The 19316-nt window shown below is 68.4% G+C and carries 16 protein-coding genes, 2 tRNA genes and 1 riboswitch; of the genes, 13 read left to right on the forward strand and 5 right to left on the reverse strand.

Going from position 1 to position 19316, the window contains the following annotated elements:
* The first annotated feature begins 212 nt into the window (after window positions 1-212).
* A complete protein-coding gene (locus tag QSK25_RS38240; protein ID WP_285645728.1) occupies window positions 213-1250 on the forward strand; it encodes a 3-isopropylmalate dehydrogenase in 1038 nt (345 codons plus the stop codon).
* 82 nt (window positions 1251-1332) lie between these two features.
* Here QSK25_RS38240 and QSK25_RS38245 read toward each other — a convergent pair whose 3' ends face one another.
* Window positions 1333-1752 (reverse strand): YciI family protein, encoded by a 420-nt coding sequence (locus tag QSK25_RS38245; protein ID WP_285645729.1) that lies wholly within the window; start codon window positions 1750-1752, stop codon window positions 1333-1335.
* 163 nt (window positions 1753-1915) lie between these two features.
* Window positions 1916-2033, forward strand: a riboswitch (cobalamin riboswitch).
* A gap of 30 nt (window positions 2034-2063) precedes the next feature.
* On the opposite strand from QSK25_RS38245, the gene QSK25_RS38250 reads away from it, so the two are divergent.
* From QSK25_RS38250 to QSK25_RS38275, 6 genes are all read left to right on the forward strand, one after another.
* A complete protein-coding gene (locus tag QSK25_RS38250; RefSeq protein ID WP_285645731.1) occupies window positions 2064-3086 on the forward strand; it encodes a FecCD family ABC transporter permease in 1023 nt (340 codons plus the stop codon).
* A complete protein-coding gene (locus QSK25_RS38255; RefSeq protein WP_285645733.1) occupies window positions 3086-3820 on the forward strand; it encodes an ABC transporter ATP-binding protein in 735 nt (244 codons plus the stop codon). The genes QSK25_RS38250 and QSK25_RS38255 overlap by 1 nt, the downstream gene beginning before the upstream one ends.
* The gene (locus QSK25_RS38260; RefSeq protein WP_285645734.1) at window positions 3821-4801 is read left to right on the forward strand and encodes an ABC transporter substrate-binding protein; all 981 of its coding nucleotides are present in this window, start codon (window positions 3821-3823) and stop codon (window positions 4799-4801) included.
* A 221-nt stretch (window positions 4802-5022) separates the two neighbouring features.
* The gene (gene cimA, locus QSK25_RS38265; protein WP_285645735.1) at window positions 5023-6606 is read left to right on the forward strand and encodes a citramalate synthase; all 1584 of its coding nucleotides are present in this window, start codon (window positions 5023-5025) and stop codon (window positions 6604-6606) included.
* 17 nt (window positions 6607-6623) lie between these two features.
* Window positions 6624-7382: a fumarylacetoacetate hydrolase family protein gene (locus QSK25_RS38270; protein ID WP_285645736.1), complete on the forward strand. Its 759-nt coding sequence runs from the start codon at window positions 6624-6626 to the stop codon at window positions 7380-7382.
* Window positions 7383-7449: 67 nt separating this feature from the next.
* Window positions 7450-8109 (forward strand): response regulator transcription factor, encoded by a 660-nt coding sequence (locus QSK25_RS38275; protein WP_285645738.1) that lies wholly within the window; start codon window positions 7450-7452, stop codon window positions 8107-8109.
* Here QSK25_RS38275 and QSK25_RS38280 read toward each other — a convergent pair.
* A complete protein-coding gene (locus QSK25_RS38280; RefSeq protein WP_285645739.1) occupies window positions 8099-9355 on the reverse strand; it encodes an FAD-dependent oxidoreductase in 1257 nt (418 codons plus the stop codon). The two genes, QSK25_RS38275 and QSK25_RS38280, sit on opposite strands and share 11 nt — an antisense overlap.
* A gap of 379 nt (window positions 9356-9734) precedes the next feature.
* On the opposite strand from QSK25_RS38280, the gene QSK25_RS38285 reads away from it, so the two are divergent.
* The 3 genes from QSK25_RS38285 (at window position 9735) to QSK25_RS38295 (ending at window position 10915) form a co-directional block, all read left to right on the forward strand.
* Window positions 9735-10472: an HAD family hydrolase gene (locus QSK25_RS38285; RefSeq protein WP_285645741.1), complete on the forward strand. Its 738-nt coding sequence runs from the start codon at window positions 9735-9737 to the stop codon at window positions 10470-10472.
* A gap of 151 nt (window positions 10473-10623) precedes the next feature.
* Window positions 10624-10695 (forward strand) — tRNA-Gln (locus tag QSK25_RS38290).
* Between the two features lie 147 nt (window positions 10696-10842).
* Window positions 10843-10915 (forward strand) — tRNA-Glu (locus tag QSK25_RS38295).
* 802 nt (window positions 10916-11717) lie between these two features.
* On the opposite strand, the gene QSK25_RS38300 is transcribed toward QSK25_RS38295, so the two are convergent.
* Window positions 11718-12419 (reverse strand): IclR family transcriptional regulator, encoded by a 702-nt coding sequence (locus tag QSK25_RS38300; RefSeq protein WP_166043375.1) that lies wholly within the window; start codon window positions 12417-12419, stop codon window positions 11718-11720.
* 73 nt (window positions 12420-12492) lie between these two features.
* On the opposite strand from QSK25_RS38300, the gene leuC reads away from it, so the two are divergent.
* The 3 genes from leuC (at window position 12493) to QSK25_RS38315 (ending at window position 15382) form a co-directional block, all read left to right on the forward strand.
* A complete protein-coding gene (gene leuC, locus QSK25_RS38305; protein ID WP_285645748.1) occupies window positions 12493-13899 on the forward strand; it encodes a 3-isopropylmalate dehydratase large subunit in 1407 nt (468 codons plus the stop codon).
* Window positions 13900-13901: 2 nt separating this feature from the next.
* Window positions 13902-14504 (forward strand): 3-isopropylmalate dehydratase small subunit, encoded by a 603-nt coding sequence (leuD, locus tag QSK25_RS38310; RefSeq protein ID WP_285645751.1) that lies wholly within the window; start codon window positions 13902-13904, stop codon window positions 14502-14504.
* A gap of 188 nt (window positions 14505-14692) precedes the next feature.
* Window positions 14693-15382, forward strand: coding sequence for an HU family DNA-binding protein (locus tag QSK25_RS38315; RefSeq protein ID WP_285645752.1), 690 nt, complete (start codon window positions 14693-14695; stop codon window positions 15380-15382).
* Window positions 15383-15837: 455 nt separating this feature from the next.
* Here QSK25_RS38315 and QSK25_RS38320 read toward each other — a convergent pair whose 3' ends face one another.
* A complete protein-coding gene (locus tag QSK25_RS38320) occupies window positions 15838-16755 on the reverse strand; it encodes an NUDIX hydrolase (protein WP_285645903.1) in 918 nt (305 codons plus the stop codon).
* Window positions 16755-19040 carry an RNA degradosome polyphosphate kinase gene (locus QSK25_RS38325; RefSeq protein WP_502881941.1) on the reverse strand — a complete coding sequence of 762 codons (2286 nt, stop codon included), beginning with the start codon at window positions 19038-19040 and terminating at the stop codon, window positions 16755-16757. Before QSK25_RS38325 ends, QSK25_RS38320 begins: the two co-directional genes overlap by 1 nt.
* Between the last annotated feature and the right edge of the window lie 276 nt (window positions 19041-19316).

Below are 19316 nucleotides of genomic sequence, written 5' to 3' on the forward strand. Positions count from 1 at the left end.
TTGTGAGGGAGGGCGTCACCCCTTGACGCGACCCCCTTCCTGCGGTCGAGTGACACTCGAAAGTGGGGAATGGGCCGTGTGGGTGTCCCGCAGTACGGGAGATAACACCCCGAAGGGGTGTCCGGCATGCGGAGAGCGGTCGCGTTGCCGGTAGCCTTTCGCGGAGGAAAGTAGTCCCACCAATTGGGGACTGACACCTGGGAGGTGTGTGGATGCGGCTCGCAGTGATCCCAGGAGACGGGATCGGGCCCGAGGTCATCGCTGAGGCCCTGAAGGTCCTCGGTGAGGTCGTTCCGGCGGCCGAGATCACTCGCTACGACCTCGGCGCGGCGCGCTGGCACGCCACGGGAGAGTTGTTGCCCGAGTCGGTGCTGGGAGAGCTTCGCCAGCACGACGCGATCCTGCTCGGCGCGGTGGGCGACCCGTCGGTGCCGAGTGGAATTCTGGAGCGGGGCCTGCTTCTGCGGCTGCGCTTCGAACTCGACCACCACGTGAACCTCCGCCCTGCTCGTCTCTACCCCGGTGTCCGCAGCCCGCTCGCGGACCCGCCGGAGATCGACATGGTGGTGGTGCGCGAGGGCACCGAGGGCCCGTACGCGGGCAACGGCGGCCTGCTCCGCAAGGACACGCCGCACGAGATCGCGACCGAGGTCTCGCTGAACACCTCGTTCGGCGTCGAGCGGGTGGTGAGGGACGCGTTCGCGCGCGCCTCGAACCGCCAGCGCCGGCACCTGACGCTGGTGCACAAGACGAACGTCCTCACGCACGCCGGCTCGTTGTGGTCGCGCGTCGTCGAGGAGGTCTCGCTGCAGCACCCGGACGTCACCGTGGCCTACCAGCACGTGGACGCGGCGACCATCCACATGGTCACCGACCCGGGCCGCTACGACGTGATCGTCACCGACAACCTGTTCGGCGACATCCTGACCGACCTGGCCGCCGCCGTCACGGGTGGCATCGGCCTGGCCGCATCCGGGAACATGGACGTCACGAGGCGCAACCCGTCGATGTTCGAGCCGGTGCACGGGTCCGCCCCGGACATCGCCGGCCAGGGCATCGCGGACCCGACGGCCGCCGTGCTGTCGGTCGCGCTGCTGCTCGACCACCTCGGTGAGCACGAGGCGGCGCGCCGGATCGAGGCCTCCGTGGCGTTCGACCTCGCGACCCGCGACCACCAGTCGCCGGGCGCGACCTACGCGATCGGAGACAGGCTCGCCGCTCTCGTGTCGTCGAACGTGCGCACGGGCTGAGGTTCTCGCTGGAACGTTTTGAAGCCCGGCCGGATGCTCTCCGGCCGGGCTTCGGCGTTTCCGCGCTGGAGGTCGGCGCCGGTCAGACCTGGCCGTTGGCCTCACGCCACGCGCGCTCCTTCTGGATCCACTCGTTGTCCTGCGGGAACTCGTCGATGGTCGGCACGCGGCGGATCTCGGTCTTGAAGCCGGGTCCGGTCATCGGCATGCGGCGCGCCCACTCGATCGCCTCCTCGATCGAGGCCACGTTCAGCAGGTAGAAGCCGTTGAACAGCTCCTTGGTCTCGCCGTACGGGCCGTCCGTGATGACCGCGGGCTCGGCGGAGTAGTCGACGACGACGCCCTCGGACGGGTCGGAGAGGCCCTCGGCGGCGAGCAGCACGCCGGCGCGGATCAGTTCCTCGTTGTACGCGCCGACGGTCTCGAGCATCTTGTCGAGGTCGAACTCGCCCATGTTGGCGAAGGCCTCGTCGGTGGCGCGCATGATCAGCATGTACTTCACGGTGTGTCTCCCTGCGTCTCGTTCGTCGACGTCCAGAGGTCGAACGGCGGTCCCGCCGGATCGACACGGCCCCCGAACTTTTTGGAGGTTTTCTTCCCGTGCAGGTCAGAGGCTTGAGATGCGCCTCACGCCCGCATCGCACGGGCGGGTGATCGCGCCGGGTTAGAGTGCTGGGGTCGTGCGTGGGGGAAGTCCGGTCTGATTCCGGCGCTGACCCGCAACGGTAGGTCTCCCGTTGGAGAGAGACGAGCCCGAATACCCGCGCCCGGTGCAACCAGGAACTCCTGCCGTGGACTGCGGGAAGGGCATCAGTGATCGGGAAGATCAGCGCGCTCGTCGGCGTGCTCGCCGTCAGCATCGTCGCGGGCGTGGCGCTCGGCCCCGTGTCCGTTCCGTTCGACGTCACCCTGGACCTCCTGCGGGCCGCGCTGACCGGCGGCACCGTGCCCGCCGACCTCGCCGGGCAGTACCACATCGTCTGGGACATCCGGCTGCCGCGCGTGCTGCTGGCCGCGGTCGTGGGAGCCGGGCTGAGCGCGGTCGGCGTCGCGATCCAGGCGATGGTCCGCAACGCCCTCGCCGATCCTTACGTGCTGGGCATCTCGTCGGGGGCGAGCGTCGGCGCGACGGCCGTGGCCACGCTCGGCGTCCTGTCCGGGCTCGGCGTGTACGCGCTCTCCGTCGGGGCGTTCGCGACCGGACTCGGCGCCACGGCTCTGGTCTACCTCACCGCACGCACGAGCCGAGGGCTCACACCGTTGCGGCTGGTGCTGACCGGAACCGCGCTGGCGTACGGGTTCTCGGCCGTCGCGATGCTGCTGGTGTTCCAGGCACCGCACGGCGAGGCCGCGCGCAGCGCGATGTTCTGGCTGCTCGGCAGCCTGGGCGGCGCGACCTGGACGTCGTTGCCGATCGCGTTCGTCGTGACCCTGCTGGGCATCGTCTACCTGATGACGCGGGCCAGGCAGCTGAACGCGATGGCGATGGGGGACGAGACGGCCACGACGCTGGGCGTGACGGTCAACCGGTTCCGCACGCAGCTGTTCGTCGTCACCGCCGGCATCACCGGCGTGCTGGTGGCGGTCAGCGGCGCGGTCGGGTTCGTCGGCCTGATGCTGCCGCACCTCACGCGGATGGTCGTCGGCGCGGACCACCGCAAGGTGCTGCCGCTCGCCCCCCTCGCCGGAGCGTCGTTCCTGGTCTGGGTCGACGTCGCCGCCCGCATGCTGGCCGCGCCCGAGGAACTCCCGCTCGGCGTCATCACCGCGGCGATCGGGGTGCCCTGCTTCATCTTCCTGATGCGGCGTCGGACCTACGTGTTCGGAGGACGTTGATGCACGTCGAGGTCGACCAGGTCACCGTCGCCGGGATCATCTCGGACATCACGCTGCACGCGTCCGACGAGGTCGTCGGCATCGTCGGCCCGAACGGCAGCGGCAAGTCCACGACGTTGCGCTGCGTCTACCGCGCCCTCAAACCCGCCTCCGGCGCGGTCCGGATCGACGGCGCGGACGTCCACAAGCGACACGACGTGGCCCGCGACCTCGCGGCGCTGACCCAGGAGTCGCAGGTCGAGTTCGACTTCACGGTCACCGAGGTCGTGGAGATGGGCCGCCTGCCGCACGACCGCTCACCCCGCGACGCGTCCGTGGTGGCATCCGCGCTGGAGACCGTGGACGTCGAGCACCTGGCGTCGCGCAGCTTCCTGAGCCTGTCCGGCGGCGAACGCCAACGCGTCCTGATCGCCCGCGCCCTCGCCCAGGAACCGCGCGTGCTCGTGCTGGACGAGCCGACCAACCACCTGGACATCCGCCACCAGCTGGAAGTCCTGTCGCTCGCCAGAGGCCTGGGCGTGACGGTGCTGACCGTGCTGCACGACCTGAACCTCGCCGCGTCCTACTGCGACCGCCTGTACGTGCTGGACGAGGGACGGGTCGTCGCCTCCGGCACCCCGCACGAGGTCCTGGTGCCCGAGCTGATCGCCAAGGTCTTCCACGTCACGGCACACGTCGTGCACCACCCGACCACGGGAGTGCCCCAGCTCCTGTTCGACCAGGAGGTCTGTTAGTTGAGAACCGCTCTCGTCGTCTCCGCACTGCTGCTCGTCTCGGGCTGCGGAGCCACGGTCGCCGCCGGCCCGTCGGCCTCGGACCCGGTGACCGTCACCAACTGCGGTGCCGAGGTCACGTTCCCCACCGTTCCGTCCAAAGTGGTCACCAACGACACCGGCATCACCGAGCTGATGTTCGCGCTGGGCCTCCAGGACCGCATGGCGGGCTACGTGGTCAACGGGGTCGACACCGTGGACGTGCGGACGTCGCCGTGGAAGGCCGAGTTCTCCTCGGTGAAGCACCTGTCCGACAAGATCTCCAAGGAGGTCGTGCAGGGCGTCAACGCCGACTTCGTGTTCGCCGGCTGGAACTACGGCTTCTCCGAGAGCACCGGGTTCACGCCGGACGCGTTGAAGGGGCTCGGGATCGCGACCTACCAGCTGACCGAGGCGTGCCGCAACGGCGTCGGCAAGCAGCGGGGGATCATGCCCGCGCTCGACGCGCTGTACACGGACCTGCGCAACCTCGGGAAGATCTTCCGGGTCGAGGAGAAGGCCGAGTCCCTGGTGAAGGAGTACCAGGCGCAGATCGAGCGCGCCGGGAAGCTGGTGGAGGGCAAGCCGCGGCCTCGGGTGTTCCTGTACGACAGCGGGCAGGACCAGCCGTTCACGTCCGGGAAGAACGCGGCGCCGCAGGACATCATCTCGAAGGCCGGTGGGGACAACATCTTCGGCGACCTGAACGACAGCTGGACGACCGTCAGCTGGGAGACGGTGGTGCAGCGCAACCCCGACGTGGTGCTGATCGTGGACTACGCGGACGGGGAGGCGAACACACCCGAGCAGAAGCAGGCCTTCCTGGAGGGGTTCGCGCCGTTGGCCAACTCGCCGGCGGTGAAGGGGAAGAAGTTCTTCTCGTTGCCGTACGCGGCGTTGGTGGAGGGGCCTCGGAACGCGGCTTCGGTGGAGGCGTTCGCGAAGTTCCTGTCCGGGAGCTGACGCGCTGTCACAGGCGTGAACCCGTGACCAGATAGTGGGAGATTTGCTCCCGTCGCTTGGTACGCCGGACTGAGCTGTGGCAGCATCCCCGGCATGGCTCAGTTCACCGCCATCATTATTGACGAGCGCGTCGGGTAGTTGCCGCCCCTGGCACCCGACGCGCAGACCTCTCGCATCCCGCGGGGGGTCTTTTTGTTTGCCCAGATGAGGAGATGACCCCGATGGCAGGCCCTGCCGACGAGTTCCACGTCTACGACACGACGTTGCGCGATGGCGCACAACGTGAGGGCATTTCGTACTCCGTCACGGACAAGCTCGCGGTCGCGCGCTTGCTGGACGGGCTCGGCGTCGGGTTCATCGAGGGCGGCTGGCCCGGCGCTCTGCCCAAGGACACGGAGTTCTTCGCGCGGGCGGCGGCAGGGGACCTGGAACTGAAGCACGCCAAGCTCGTCGCGTTCGGGGCCACGCGCAAGGCCGGGGTCAGGGTCGAGGACGACCCGCAGGTCAGGGCGTTGCTGGAGTCGCAGGCGCCGGTGGTGACGCTGGTGGCCAAGTCGGATCTGCGGCACATCGAACGTGCCCTGAGGACGGACACCGAGGAGAACCTGAAGATGGTGCGCGACACCGTCAGGTTCCTGAAGGACCACGGGCGGCGGGTGTTCCTCGACGCCGAGCACTTCTTCGACGGGTACGCGTTCTCGCCGGACACCAGCCTGAGGGTGCTGGAGTCCGCTGTGGAGGGTGGCGCGGACGTGGTCGTGCTGTGCGACACGAACGGCGGGCAGTTGCCACTCGGGCTCGCGGGCACCGTGGCCGAGGTCGTCGAGAAGACCGGTTTTCGCGTGGGGATCCACTGCCAGGACGACACGTCCTGCGCGGTGGCCAACACGATCGCGGCCGTGCAGGCGGGCGCGACGCATGTGCAGTGCACTGCCAATGGTTATGGCGAGCGAGCGGGTAACGCCGACCTGTTCGCCGTCGTGGGAAACCTCGTGACCAAGCTCGGCATGGAGGTGCTCCCGACCGGGGCGCTGGCCGAGCTCACCCGTGTCTCCCATGCGTTGGCCGAGATCGCGAACATCGCACCCGACACCCACCAGGCTTATGTCGGGTCGTCAGCATTCGCCCACAAGGCGGGTCTGCACGCGAGCGCGATCAAGGTGGATCCGGAGCTGTACAACCACATCGATCCGGACACCGTCGGCAACGACATGCGGGTGCTGGTCACCGAGATGGCCGGTCGGGCGAGCATCGAACTCAAGGGACGTGAGTTCGGGCTCGACCTGGCCGGCCGGGGGAACGAGGTAGGGACGGCGCTGGCGCGCGTCAAGGAGCTGGAGGCCAAGGGGTGGTCGTTCGAGGCCGCCGACGCGTCGCTGGAGCTGCTGCTGCGCGGCGAGCTGTCCGAACTGGACACTCCGCCGTTCACGCTGGAGTCCTACCGGGTCGTGCTCGACCACCGCTCCGACGGGGAGATCGTGTCCGAGGCCACGGTCAAGGTGCACGTCGCGGGGGAGCGGGTGATCGCCACGGCCGAGGGCATCGGGCCCGTGCACGCCCTGGACGCCGCTCTGCGCAAGGCGTTGCTGCCGCACCTGTCCTGGTTGGACACCGTCGAGCTGGCCGACTACAAGGTGCGCATCCTGACCGAGCACCCCGGCACGGACGCGGTGACGCGCGTGCTGGTGGAGTCCACGGACGGTGAGCGCGAGTGGACGACCGTCGGCGTGCACGGGAACATCGTCGAGGCGTCCTGGCTCGCGCTGTGTGACGCGCTCGTGCACAAGTCGATGCGGTCGGGCTGACCTCGTAAGCTGGCAGTGTGCGCATTGCCCGAATTGCTCATCCCGCTGGCGTGGCCTTCGTCGCCGTTCAAGGCGACGAGGCCGCGGAAATCGCCGAACACCCCTTCGGCACGCCCACGTTCACCGGCCGGAAGTGGCCGTTGGCCGACGTGCGGCTGCTCGCGCCCATCCTGCCGACCAAGATCATCGGTGTCGGGCGGAACTACGCGGACCACGCGAAGGAACTCGGCAACGAGGTTCCCGCGGAGCCGTTGCTGTTCTTCAAGCCCAACACGTCGGTGATCGGGCCGAACGTCGAGATCAAGCTGCCGGCCGCGTCCGAGCGCGTCGACTTCGAGGGAGAACTGGCCGTCATCATCGGTCAGCCCTGCCGCGACGTGCCGAAGGCCAAGGCCGCGAGCGTGATCATGGGTTACACGATCGCCAACGACGTCACCGCGCGAGATCTGCAGAAGAAGGACGTGCAGTTCACGCGTGCCAAGGGTTTTGACACGTTCTGTCCCTTGGGTCCCTTCATCGAGACCGAGTTCGACCCGTCGGACGTCCGCGTCGTCACCGAAGTCGACGGGGAAGTCAAACAAGACGGACGTACTTCGTTGATGGTGCACGACATCGGGTCACTGGTCGAGTACGTCTCCGGCATCATGACGTTGCTGCCGGGCGACCTGATCCTGACCGGCACGCCGGCCGGTGTCGGACCGATGACGGCCGGACAGACGGTCTCCGTGACTGTGGACGGCCTTGGCACGCTCACCAATCCGGTCGCAAATAGGTAGCCGTACGGAGCAATCCGGCGTCCGGCAGCTTACGCATCCCGGTACCCGCGAGTAACTTCCCGGTGTCATGACGGACCTGGCGTCCACCCGTGTGCTGCTGGTCGACGGTTCGCAGCTCATCACCGAAGGGCTGCGGCTTTCGCTGCACCGCACGCACTGCTTCCGCGTTGTGGGCATCGCCCACACCGTGGCCGAGGCTGCTCGCAGCCTGCGCGGCACGCTGGTGGACCTGGTCGTGACGGACTTCGACGTCCCGGGCGCCGGACCGCTGCGCACCGTGCGCGACACGGCGCAGCTCCGGCCGAGCGCCCGCGTCGTCGTGCTGTCCAATGCGGACAGTCCGAGCTGGGCCCGCGCGGCCCTGGACGCCGGCGCGGTCGCCTACCTGCTGAAAACCTCGCCCGTGGCCGAGCTGTTACCGCTGATCGCGGCCGCGGTGCGGGGTGCTCCGGCCACGATCGACGCGCGGGTGGGGTCACTCGCGCGGTTGCCGTCGCGGATGCCCCCGCCCGCCTCGCTCGGCCAGCTGTCGGCACGCGAGTTCGACGTGCTGGCCGAGATGGCCAAGGGGATGGACAACGCGCGCATCGCCCAGCGGCTCTTCATCAGCAACGACACCGTGAAGACCCACGTGAAGGCGATCCTGCGCAAGCTGGGCGCCCGTGACCGCGCCCACGCCGTGGCGATGGTGCTCGGCGAGTCCTCCGAGGCGTTCGTCACGACCTGACGATGGTCTGCGGTGCCCTGCGCGCGAAGTCCGGTGCGTGCTCAGGACGTGGGCCGATCGCCACCACGTAGGCGGGAATCGCCTGCAGTCGCGGGAAGCGCTGGGCGAGCTTGAGCGGCACGGGCAGCTCGTCCGACGAGATCGTCGCGTCGCCGTCCACCACGCGGCTCAGGAACCTGCCCTGGATGACCCGCTGCATCGTCTGGATCAGCACGGTCGGGAACCACCTGCGGCGACGCACCTTCGCGAGCCTGGCGCCGCTGACGGTGCCCTCCCGCAACGGCTTCGCGAGCAGCCTGGCGGCCGCGACGGCGTCCTGCACGGCCAGGTTGATGCCCACGCCACCGATCGGCGACATCGCGTGCGCCGCGTCACCGATGCACAGCAGTCCGTCGACGTGCCACTTCTTCAGGCGGTCCAGCTTCACGTCGAGCAGCTTCGCGTCGTCGACGCTCCGGATGTGGTCGACCCGGTCGGCCAGCCACGGCACGAGCGTGGTCACGCGCTCACGGAACTTCTCCACACCTTCCGCGCGCAGTTGCTGATCCGTTCCCTTGCGGATCAGGAAAGCGCACTGGAAGTAGTCCCCACGTGGAATGAGCACCAGGGCGCTGCCCGCGCTGAACCGGCCCGCGCCACCCCTGACCTGGTCACTTTCCTTGCGCGGCAAGCGGAACCACCACACGTCCATCGGCGCGCCGAAGCGGTAGACCGGTAGGTTCACGGCGTCGCGCAGGATCGAGCTCCGTCCGTCCGCCGCCACGACGAGGTCCGCGGCGATCTCGCCCTCGGTCCCGTCGACGCGGTCCCGGTACCGGACGCCCGTGACCCTGTTGCCGCTCTTGGTGATCGCGGTGACCTCGGTGTTCATCCGCAGCGAGAACGACGGTTCGAGCTTGCCCGCGTCCGCCAGCAGGTCGAGGAAGTCCCACTGCGGCACCATCGCGATGTGCTTGTGGGCGCCGGGAAGCCGGCTCAGGTCGGCGATCGGGATGCGACTGCCGTCCTCCATCAGCGACTCGATCTTGTCCACCAGTTGGTGCGGCACCTGCGCGAACGCCGGGCCGAGCCCCAGTTCGTCCAGCAGCGTGAGCGTCGACGCGTGCACCGTGTCGCCGCGGAAGTCGCGCAGGAAGTCGCCGTGCTTCTCGAGCACCGTGACCTCGACGCCACCCCGTGCGAGCAGCAACCCCAGCACCATCCCGGCAGGTCCGCCACCTACGACGAGACAGGTTGTCCTCTCCATGTCGATCCCCTCTTTTCAACCTCTGTTGAATAAACTCAGCATGCTCCTGATCGCCTGGAGCGTCAAGCGGAGTTCCGAGTGGCGTGGCTCTCGTTTGGGTCGATCCAAAGTGGACGGTCTGGTGCCCAAGGCCCCGAATGGGTTGCGGTTGATGTGAAATGTCGTTGTGCGAGCTAGAGTGTCGCGCTCGCGGAACCGCCGGTTGAGACGAAGATCCTTGTGTCGCCGAACAACACTCGTCCGGCCGATTGCTTTCGGCGCTCGGAGGAGTGTCACTGGTTCGTTCGGGCCCTCAAGGTCCGCTTGATCGTGCAAGGACCTATAGGAATCACCTCGTTAGCCGAATCGGACGAGGCCCCCTCGCACCTAACCTTCCGGGGTGACAACTGCGTCCCCGACTTTCACGCGTAAGAGAACCGGCGAGATCCGCGCTGTGTGCCTGGACGTCGACGACACACTTGTCGACTACAGCACTTCTTCGCGAGCCGCGTTGGCATCGATGGTCGGTAACGCCGACGCCTGGTCGTTGTGGCAGCGGATCACCGACGACCACGTCTCCCGCCAGCTCGCCGGCGACCTCCAGTACGAGCAGATGCGCAACATCCGCACGCAGGCCTTCTTCGCCGCGCTGGGAGAGGACCTGACGCTCGAGGAGGCGACGCACCGCGAGGTCGGCCGCCAGGAGGTCCTCTCCGCGGGGTGGTGCCTGTTCCCGGACGTCATCCCGATGCTCGACTGGCTGCGCGCCACCGGCCTGCCGATCGCCGCGATCAGCAACGCGTCGGGCCGCCACCAGCGCGTGAAGATCGCCCAGCTCGGCCTGTCCGAATACTTCGACGCGGTGCTCATCGCCGGCGAGGTCGGCTGCGCCAAGCCGGACCGCGTGATCTTCCACACCGCGTGCCTCGCCCTGGGCGTGCCACCCGGCGACACCGTGCACGTGGGAGACCGCCTGCACGCCGACGCCATCGGCGCGCGCGACGCCGGAATGCACGGCGTGTGGCTCAACCGCACTGGCCCGACCGGAGGCTCCCTCCCCGCCGGCCTGTCGTCCATCACGAACCTCGCCGAACTGCCGGAGCTCCTCGTCTGCGAGCTGTCCGCCGCCAACGCCTGAGGTTCACCCCCGAGACCGGCCCCCACCTGCGCAGATGCGCTTTGGTGGGGGCCGATTTCACTTCTGGCGGGGGCGTGGTCTAGTATTTCTCTCGGCAGCAACGAGGACCTCGGAACTCCTACCGGACAACGAAGTCGATCGTGAAAGCCAATGGGGTATGGTGTAATTGGCAGCACGACTGATTCTGGTTCAGTTAGTCTAGGTTCGAGTCCTGGTACCCCAGCTGCGAAGGAAGAACTGCCCTCGGGTAAGCTTCCGGAGCTGCTGAAAAGCAAAGCAGTAGGCAAGAAAAGCTCCACACAGAACTGAATAGCCGGATTTGGACCGGACAGAGAGATCTGATAAGGTTCACTCCAGCAAGAAGTTCTAGGGCCCCGTCGTCTAGCGGCCTAGGACGCCGCCCTCTCAAGGCGGTAGCGAGGGTTCGAATCCCTTCGGGGCTACAGAGGTGGGAGAGGCCTGTCAGCGGAAAACGCTGACAGGCCTCTTTCGCTTTGTCCTCTGGGGGCCAAGCCCCCAGACCCCCGGCCGGCGGGCTCCGCCCCCGGACCCCCGGAGTTGGAGTTGCCCGATCCTCGCGGGTGGGGCTTCGCTTCGCTCGCCACGGGCGAGAATGTGCTGGGGCTTGCTTCGCTCGCCCGTGGGGCCTTGCGTGGGTGTGCGGTAGTTCACCTTTTGGCTTGGGGCTGTGTTTGTGCGGCCAATTCTGCGGATCTGTCCATTTTCACCGCTGGGCCTATCTCTGTGCGATCCGCATCACGCATCTCACTTCAAGTCGGGCGTAGGGCATCGCACATCCGCATTTCTCTCCTGCGCCGCACTCCCCGCGTCCCGGTCGTGTGTCCCGCATCCTGATCAGCTCCTGCGGGCTTGGTTCTCCAGCCCGCATCCCCAACCCGACATCCTCAAGCCCGCGCCCCGCATTCGCGCCCTGCGCCTCGCTGCTGAAGCCTCCGTCACTCGCGCGGGCCCTTCCTCGGCTCCTCCTCCGTGCCCTGTCCCCGTCCCGCGTCCCGCCCCTTCCGAGCCCTGTCTGTCCCTCTCCAGTGCGCCATCTCTCTCGCCCCTGAAGTGGTGCCCTCTTTCGTTGCGGTGGGCTGTTTCCGGGGGTGGTTGGGCCGTTTGGGGTCGTGCGTGTTGAGACGTGGTGGTCCGCGTGTCGGGGTGGTTGGGCGGCGTGTCGGGGGTGGAACGCGCGAAGGCCGCCTGCCCTGGGAGGGCGGCGGCCTTCGGGAGGTTGGTGCTTTAGAGGCGGCTTTGCAGGGCTTCGGCTGCTGCCAGTAGGTCCGCTGCCCAGCGGGCTCCCGGGCGGCGGCCCATGCGGTCGATGGGGCCACTCACCGAGACGGCTGCCACCACCGCGCCCGAGGAGTCCCTCACCGGGGCTGAGACCGAGGCCACGCCCGGTTCTCGTTCTGCCACGGACTGGGCCCAGCCCCGGCGGCGGACTTCCAGGAGGGTGCGTTCGCCGTAGACGGCGTCGGCGAGCACGGCTCGTTGGGTGCCCGGGTCCGCCCATGCGGCCAGGACTTTGGCGCCTGAGCCCGCGGTCATGGGGAGCCTTGCGCCGATCGGGACGGTGTCCCGCAGGCCCGACGGGGGTTCTGCCGAGGAGACGCAGACTCGTTGCATGCCGTCGCGGCGGTAGAGCTGCACGCTCTCGCCGGTGATGTCGCGCAGGCGTGGCAGGACCGAGGAAGCGGCGTCCAGCAACGGGTCCGTCGCGCCGCCCGCCAGTTCCGCCAGTGCCGCGCCGGGGCGCCAGCGGCCGTCGGAGCCTCGGCGCAGCAGCCGGTGCACCTCGAGGCCTACGGCCAGGCGGTGCGCGGTTGCCCGGGGGAGGCCGGTGCGGTTGCACAACTCGGCCAGGCCACAAGGATCTTTTGCTACGGCGTTCAACACGGCCACTGCCTTGTCCAGCACGCCGATCCCGCTATGCTGTCCCACAAGCCGATACTAACTTCCCAGACAGTGAGAAGTCCAGATCTGTCGGCACGTCCATACTGTGGGAGATGTCGCGATGAGCCGCACGCTCGCGGAGAAGGTGTGGGAGGCACACGTTGTGCGCCACGGAAGTGGCGCGGAGCCGGACCTGCTTTACATCGACCTCCATCTGCTGCACGAAGTCACCAGCCCCCAGGCGTTCGACGGGTTGCGCCTTGCCGACCGCAAGCTGCGCAGGCCCGATCTCACGATCGCCACCGAGGATCACAACGTCCCCACCGTCGACATCGACAAGCCCATCGCGGACCTGGTGTCGCGCACGCAGGTCGAGACGCTCCGGCGCAACTGCGCGGAGTTCGGCGTGCGGCTGCACCCGATGGGCGACTTCGAACAGGGCATCGTGCACGTCGTCGGGCCGCAGCTCGGCCTCACGCAGCCGGGGATGACGGTGGTGTGCGGCGACAGCCACACGAGCACGCACGGTGCTTTCGGTGCGCTGGCGTTCGGCATCGGCACGTCCGAGGTGGAGCACGTGATGGCGACGCAGACGTTGCCGTTGCGTCCGTTCAAGACGATGGCCATCAACGTCACCGGCTCGCTCGGTGAAGGCGTCACGGCGAAGGACATCATCCTCGCCGTCATCGCGAAGATCGGCACCGGCGGCGGTCAGGGCTACGTCCTGGAGTACCGCGGCGAGGCCATCGAGACGCTGTCGATGGAAGCGCGCATGACGGTCTGCAACATGTCGATCGAGGCGGGCGCCCGCGCCGGCATGATCGCACCGGACGAGACGACTTTCGACTACATCAAGGGTCGTGACCACGCACCGTCCGGCGCGGACTGGGACAGGGCCGTCGAGTACTGGAAGACGCTGCGCACGGACGACGACGCGACGTTCGACGCCGAGGTGACCATCGACGCGAACGACCTCACCCCGTTCGTCACGTGGGGGACCAACCCCGGTCAGGGTCTGCCGCTGGGCGCGACCGTCCCCGACCCCGAGAAGATCGCGGACGAGAACGAGCGCGTGGCCGCCGAGAAGGCGCTGACGTACATGGGCCTCGAGCCCGGCACGCCGCTGCGCGACATCCGCGTGGACACCGTGTTCCTCGGCTCCTGCACCAACGGGCGCATCGAGGACCTGCGCGCCGCGGCGGACGTCATCAAGGGCAAGCACGTCGCTTCAGGAGTACGGATGCTGGTCGTCCCCGGTTCGATGCGGGTGCGCAAGCAGGCCGAGGACGAGGGCCTGGACAAGGTCTTCCTCGACGCGGGCGCCGAGTGGCGGCAGGCCGGCTGCTCGATGTGCCTTGGCATGAACCCGGATCAGCTCGCACCGGGTGAGCGCAGCGCGTCGACCTCCAACCGCAACTTCGAGGGCAGGCAGGGCAAGGGCGGCCGGACGCATCTCGTTTCGCCGCTCGTCGCCGCCGCCACGGCCGTGCGCGGCACCCTGTCGGCCCCCGCAGACCTGGAGAACTGACCATGGACGCCTTCACCACCCACACCGGCGTCGGTGTGCCGCTGCGCAGGTCCAACGTGGACACCGACCAGATCATCCCGGCCGTCTACCTCAAGCGCGTGACCCGCAGCGGGTTCGAGGACGGGCTCTTCGCCGCCTGGCGCTCCGACGAGCACTTCATCCTCAACCAGGAGCCGTTCAAGGCGGGCAGCGTCCTCGTTGCGGGCCCTGACTTCGGCACCGGGTCCTCTCGGGAACACGCCGTCTGGGCGTTGATGGACTACGGCTTCCGGGTCGTCATCTCGTCCCGGTTCGCGGACATCTTCCGGGGCAACTCGGGCAAGCAGGGGCTCGTGGCGGCGCAGTGCAGCCAGTCCGATGTCGAGCTGCTGTGGAAGTTGCTGGAGTCCGAACCCGGCACGCCGGTCACCGTCGACCTCACCGACAAGACCGTTCGCGCCAAGGACTTGGTAGCCCCGTTCGACATCGACGACTACACCCGCTGGCGCCTGCTGGAGGGCCTCGACGACATCGCTTTGACGCTGCGCCACGAGGCCGAGATCAGCGATTTCGAGGGCAATCGCCAGACTTGGCTGCCCACAACGGATCCGCTTCCGGCGGTCTGAGAGGGGGTCGGATTCTCCCCTTGAGAGGGGCGAATCCGGCGCCTCCTGTCCCTCGAAGGGGCGCAATTAGCCACGCCACAACGAAAATTTTGGCGTGGCGATTGGTATTTCTCGCGATTTGGGCCTACCGTTGCGTTCTAGTCGGCCCAGACGCTTATGGGCCGTGAGCGTCCTGGGAGGGACTGAAGGTGAACAAGGCCCAGCTCATCGAGGCGCTCGCCGAGCGCCTGGGAGACAAGAAGACCGCGGGTGCTGCTGTTGACGGGCTCGTCGATGTGATCGTGCGCTCCGTCAACAAGGGCGAGAAGGTCAACATCACGGGCTTCGGCGTCTTCGAGAAGCGTGCCCGTGCGGCTCGCACGGCGCGCAACCCGCGCACCGGTGAGACCGTGAAGGTCAAGAAGACCAACGTGCCCGCGTTCCGCCCCGGCTCGACGTTCAAGGACGTCATCAGCGGTGCGAAGAAGCTGCCGAAGGCCGTTGCGGCCAAGGCCGCCGCGAAGCCCGCCGCCGCTGCCGCCGCGAAGCCCGCGGCCACCAAGGCTCCGGCGACCAAGGCCGCGACGACCCGCGCGACGACCACGACGCGCACGCGTACGGCTGCGGCCGCCACCAAGGCGCCCGCGACCCGTCGCACCACCACGGCCGCTGCGGCGAAGCCCGCTGCTGCCAAGGCGCCCGCGAAGGCGACCGCCACCAAGGCCGCTGCCAAGCCGGCTGCTGCGAAGACCACCACGGCTCGCAAGCCCGCTGCCGCCAAGACCACGGCCGCCGCCAAGACGACGGCCGCGGCGAAGACGACGGCTGCGGCGAAGCCCGCTGCGAAGGCCACGGCTGCCAAGCCGGCCGCTCGCAAGACGGCTGCCAAGAAGAAGTGAGACGGGCCTCCTGAGGGAGGCTGCGCTACTTCCAGAACTACGCGGAAGGCCCCGGTGTGCGCACACCGGGGCCTTCCGCGTGTCCGGGCAACTGCACCGCCTGGCACGCCTGAAAGAGCCGCGACGGGCCAGGGGAGATCGGTTGGGCGTGCCCGAGAAGCGCCGGAGTAGCGCCCGAGAACCGGCGCGGAAGCATCGGCGGCAGAGCCGGGCGGTGCCAGGAATGTCAGCGGACATGACGATCCGGCGACTCGGAGAAGCGTCCGGAGTGAGACCGCGGCACAGCTTCCGAATTCCCGGCCCGAACTCCCGTGCCCACCAATAGAAATAACGCATACAGGCCTGCGAACGCCCCCGCCAGAAGCGAAACCGCCGTCTTCCCGGCCGAGTTGGTTGCCACAGGCGAACTTTCGGCGGAGCGGGAAGACGGCGGGATCGAAGGCGTCGGACGGGCGTCAGGGACGGGGCAGCGGTGAGGCCAGGTAATGCGCCGACACCAGCGTTGGCCAGCGCGAAGGCGAGTCCGAAGTGGACCAGGAGCCGAACGGCCTGGTGAAGGCGAGCACCCAGGTGCTGCCCTTCTTGCAGGGGATCTCGTCGAGGCGCAGACCGCCGAGTTCGGCGAGTGACTGCACGACGGACGGGATCACGCCACCCTGCGAGGACACGACGGCCCTGCCCTCCAGCGCGGCCACCTCCAGCAGGCGCACCAGGCCCGCGTCCGGGTCGGGCCAGTAGCCCTCCTCGGACAGGCGTGGCTCCTCCACGATCTCCACGTCCAGGTCCGTCGCCACGGCCGCGACCGTGTCCACGCAACGGACCCTGGGGGCGGTGTGGACGCGCGTCGGTGCCCACAGGGGCAACAACGTGCGGAGCGCCGCGGCCTGGCGCAGGCCCGCGTCCGAGAGCGGGCGGAGGTCGTCGTCGCCGTGCCACTCGGAACGCTTGCCCGCCTTCGCGTGCCGGACCAGCAGCACGACGAGGAGGTCGGCCGGCAGGCGGGAGAACTCCTCCAGCACCTCGCGGTCCGGCTCGTACGTCAGCAGAGCGGACGCCTCGGCCACCGGCAGCCAGCGGAGTTCGTCGACCTCCTCGTTCTCCGCGAACGAGCCGGAGACCGCGAGAGCCGCGTAGTAGTCGACGGTCTTCGGCACGCCGCGAACCGAGTACGACACCTGACGAAGATGCCGGCCGAGCACGGAGGAATACCCCGTTTCCTCGGCTATCTCGCGCACCGCGCAGGCGGGGATGGTTTCGCCGGGATCGAGCTTTCCCTTCGGCAACGACCAGTCGTCATAACGCTGGCGGTGCACCACCGCGACTTCGACGTCACCGTCGGCATCGCGCCAGAGCACCGCCCCAGCAGCTTTGATCACCCAAGAGCTCCGTGCTTGTGGAGAAGTTCCATCTGGTGGTCCCGCACGGACGAGCCGTCCGAGGGCGAGGCGTCCCATTCTCCGTCGGGCCGCAACACCCAGCAGCGCGTGTGCGAGTCGAGGGCGGAGTCGAACATGTCGCCGAGCTGCTTGGTCAGGCGGGGGTCGGCCACGCGCAGCGCGACCTCGACGCGGCGGTCCAGGTTGCGGTGCATCATGTCCGCGCTGCCGATCCAGTACTCCTCGCCGGCGACGAAGTGGAAGACCCGCGAGTGCTCCAGGAACCGGCCGAGGATCGAGCGCACCCGGATGTTCTCCGACAGCCCCTTGATGCCCGGCTTGAGGCCGCAGATGCCGCGCACGACCACGTCCACGGGCACGCCCGCCTGCGACGCCCGGTACAGCGCGTCGATGACCTGCTCGTCCACCAGCGAGTTCACCTTGATGCGCACGCCGGACGGCTTGCCCGCCTGCGCGTGCTCGATCTCGGCGTTGATCCGGTCCACGATGCCCTTGCGGACGCCGTAGGGCGCCACGAGCAACGAGCGGTACTCGTCCTGGCGCGCATAGCCCGTGAGGACGTTGAAGAGGTCCGTGAGGTCCGCGCCGATCGTCGGTTCGGCCGTGAGGATGCCGACGTCCTCGTACAGCCGCGCGGTCTTGGGGTTGTAGTTGCCGGTGCCGATGTGGCAGTAGCGCCGGATCGTCGAGCCCTCCTGGCGCACCACCAACGACGTCTTGCAGTGCGTCTTCAGGCCCACCAGGCCGTAGACGACGTGCACGCCCGCCTTCTCCAGCGCCCGCGCCCACTTGATGTTCGCCTGCTCGTCGAACCGGGCCTTGAGCTCCACCAGCGCCACGACCTGCTTGCCCGCCTCGGCCGCGTCGATCAGCGCGTCCACGATGGGCGAGTCACCGGAGGTGCGGTACAGCGTCTGCTTGATGGCGAGCACGTGCGGGTCGGCCGCGGCCTGTTCGATGAAGCGCTGCACCGACGTGGAGAACGAGTCGTACGGGTGGTGCACCAGCACGTCACCCTCGCGCAGCGTCGCGAACACGCTCTTCGGCGTCTCGCGCTCGCCGAACGCCGGGTGCGTCGCCGGCACGAACGCCGGGTCCTTCAACGTCTTGCGGTCGATGCCGTAGAGCTGCCACAGGCACGACAGGTCGAGCAGACCGGGCACGGTCACGACGTCGTGCGGGTCGACGTCCATCTCCCGCAGCAACAGTTCGAGCATGTGCTCGGTCATGTCGTCGGCCACCTCGAGGCGCACCGGCGGGCCGAACCGGCGCCGCGCGAGCTCGCGTTCGAGCGCCTGCAACAGGTCCTCGTCGCGGTCCTCCTCGACCTCGAGGTCCGCGTTGCGCGTCACCCGGAACGCGTGGCACTCGATGACCTCCATGCCGGTGAACAGCTCGCCCAGGTGCGCGGCGATGAGTTCCTCCAACGGCAGGAAGGTCGCGGAGGACGACGACCGGTCCGCCTCCACGCGCACGAGCCGCGGCACGTTGTCCGGCACCTTCACCCTGGCGAACCGCTCGCCGCCGCCCTCGGGATCCCGCACGGTGACCGCGAGGTTCAGCGACAGCCCCGAGATGTACGGGAACGGGTGCGCCGGGTCGACCGCGAGCGGCGTCAGGACCGGGAACACCTGCTCGCTGAAGTAGTTGGAGAGCCTCAGCCGGTCGTAGTCGGTGAGGTCGCCCCACCTCACCATGCTGATCCGGTGCTCTTCCAGGCCGGGGCGGATGTGGTCGAGGAACGCGCGGGCGTGCTGCTCCACGAGTTCCTGCGAGCGCTTGGAGATCGCGACGAGCTGCTCGAGCGGCGTGAGCCCGTCCGCGCTGCGCACCGTGAGACCGGTCTCCGCGCGGCGCTTCAGGCCCGCGACCCTGACCATGTAGAACTCGTCGAGGTTCGAGGCGAAGATCGCGAGGAACTTCGCCCGCTCCAGCAACGGCTGCGAGGAGTCCTCGGCCAGCGCGAGCACGCGGGCGTTGAAGTCCAACCAGGACAGTTCACGGTTGAAGTACCGGTCGTCCGGCAGGTCCGTGGGCAGGACGCTCGACGTCACCGCGGGCGGCGCCGAGGGCACGCCACGCGTGGGCGCGGCGACCGGCTCCTGCGGCGGTTCGGCTTTCGTCCGGGGGTTGGACGCTCGCCTGGTCGCCGCGCGAGGCTGCCGTTTCGGAGCCGCCGCGCGCGGGGTGGCCGCTGCCTTGCCGCGCGTGGAGCGGCGTCGGGAGGGGGTCGCCTTGCCGTCGTTGTCGTCCGTGCTCACGTCACGCATTGTGTCTCAAGTTCGCCGTTAGCGCCCCCAACCAGGACGTCCGTCTGGTGAACTCCTCGTCACAGAACAGGCATGCGAAGAGCTGTGACGGCCCCGTCGGGACTACGTTCGAGGGTCACCCGCTGGCCCGGACGCAGCATTCGCCAGCCACCGGCCGTGACGGCCTCCGCACTCACGTCGACGAGGACGCCGTCATCTCGAAGGACCGTGGCGGAACCATCGCCGTTAAATGTGGACACAGTCGCCTGCACGGAGCAGGAGCCTAGA

The organism is Lentzea sp. NBRC 102530 (assembly GCF_030269365.1).
GTDB lineage: Bacteria > Actinomycetota > Actinomycetes > Mycobacteriales > Pseudonocardiaceae > Lentzea.

Bases quoted from the DNA above. Each gene is read 5' to 3' on its own strand.
- QSK25_RS38240 (WP_285645728.1), top strand. From the start codon at position 213: ATGCGGCTCGCAGTGATCCCAGGAGACGGGATCGGGCCCGAGGTCATC.
- QSK25_RS38275 (WP_285645738.1), top strand. From the start codon at position 7,450: ATGACGGACCTGGCGTCCACCCGTGTGCTGCTGGTCGACGGTTCGCAG.
- QSK25_RS38280 (WP_285645739.1), bottom strand. From the start codon at position 9,355: ATGGAGAGGACAACCTGTCTCGTCGTAGGTGGCGGACCTGCCGGGATG.
- leuC (WP_285645748.1), top strand. From the start codon at position 12,493: ATGAGCCGCACGCTCGCGGAGAAGGTGTGGGAGGCACACGTTGTGCGC.
- cimA (WP_285645735.1), top strand. From the start codon at position 5,023: ATGGCAGGCCCTGCCGACGAGTTCCACGTCTACGACACGACGTTGCGC.
- leuD (WP_285645751.1), top strand. From the start codon at position 13,902: ATGGACGCCTTCACCACCCACACCGGCGTCGGTGTGCCGCTGCGCAGG.
- QSK25_RS38255 (WP_285645733.1), top strand. From the start codon at position 3,086: ATGCACGTCGAGGTCGACCAGGTCACCGTCGCCGGGATCATCTCGGAC.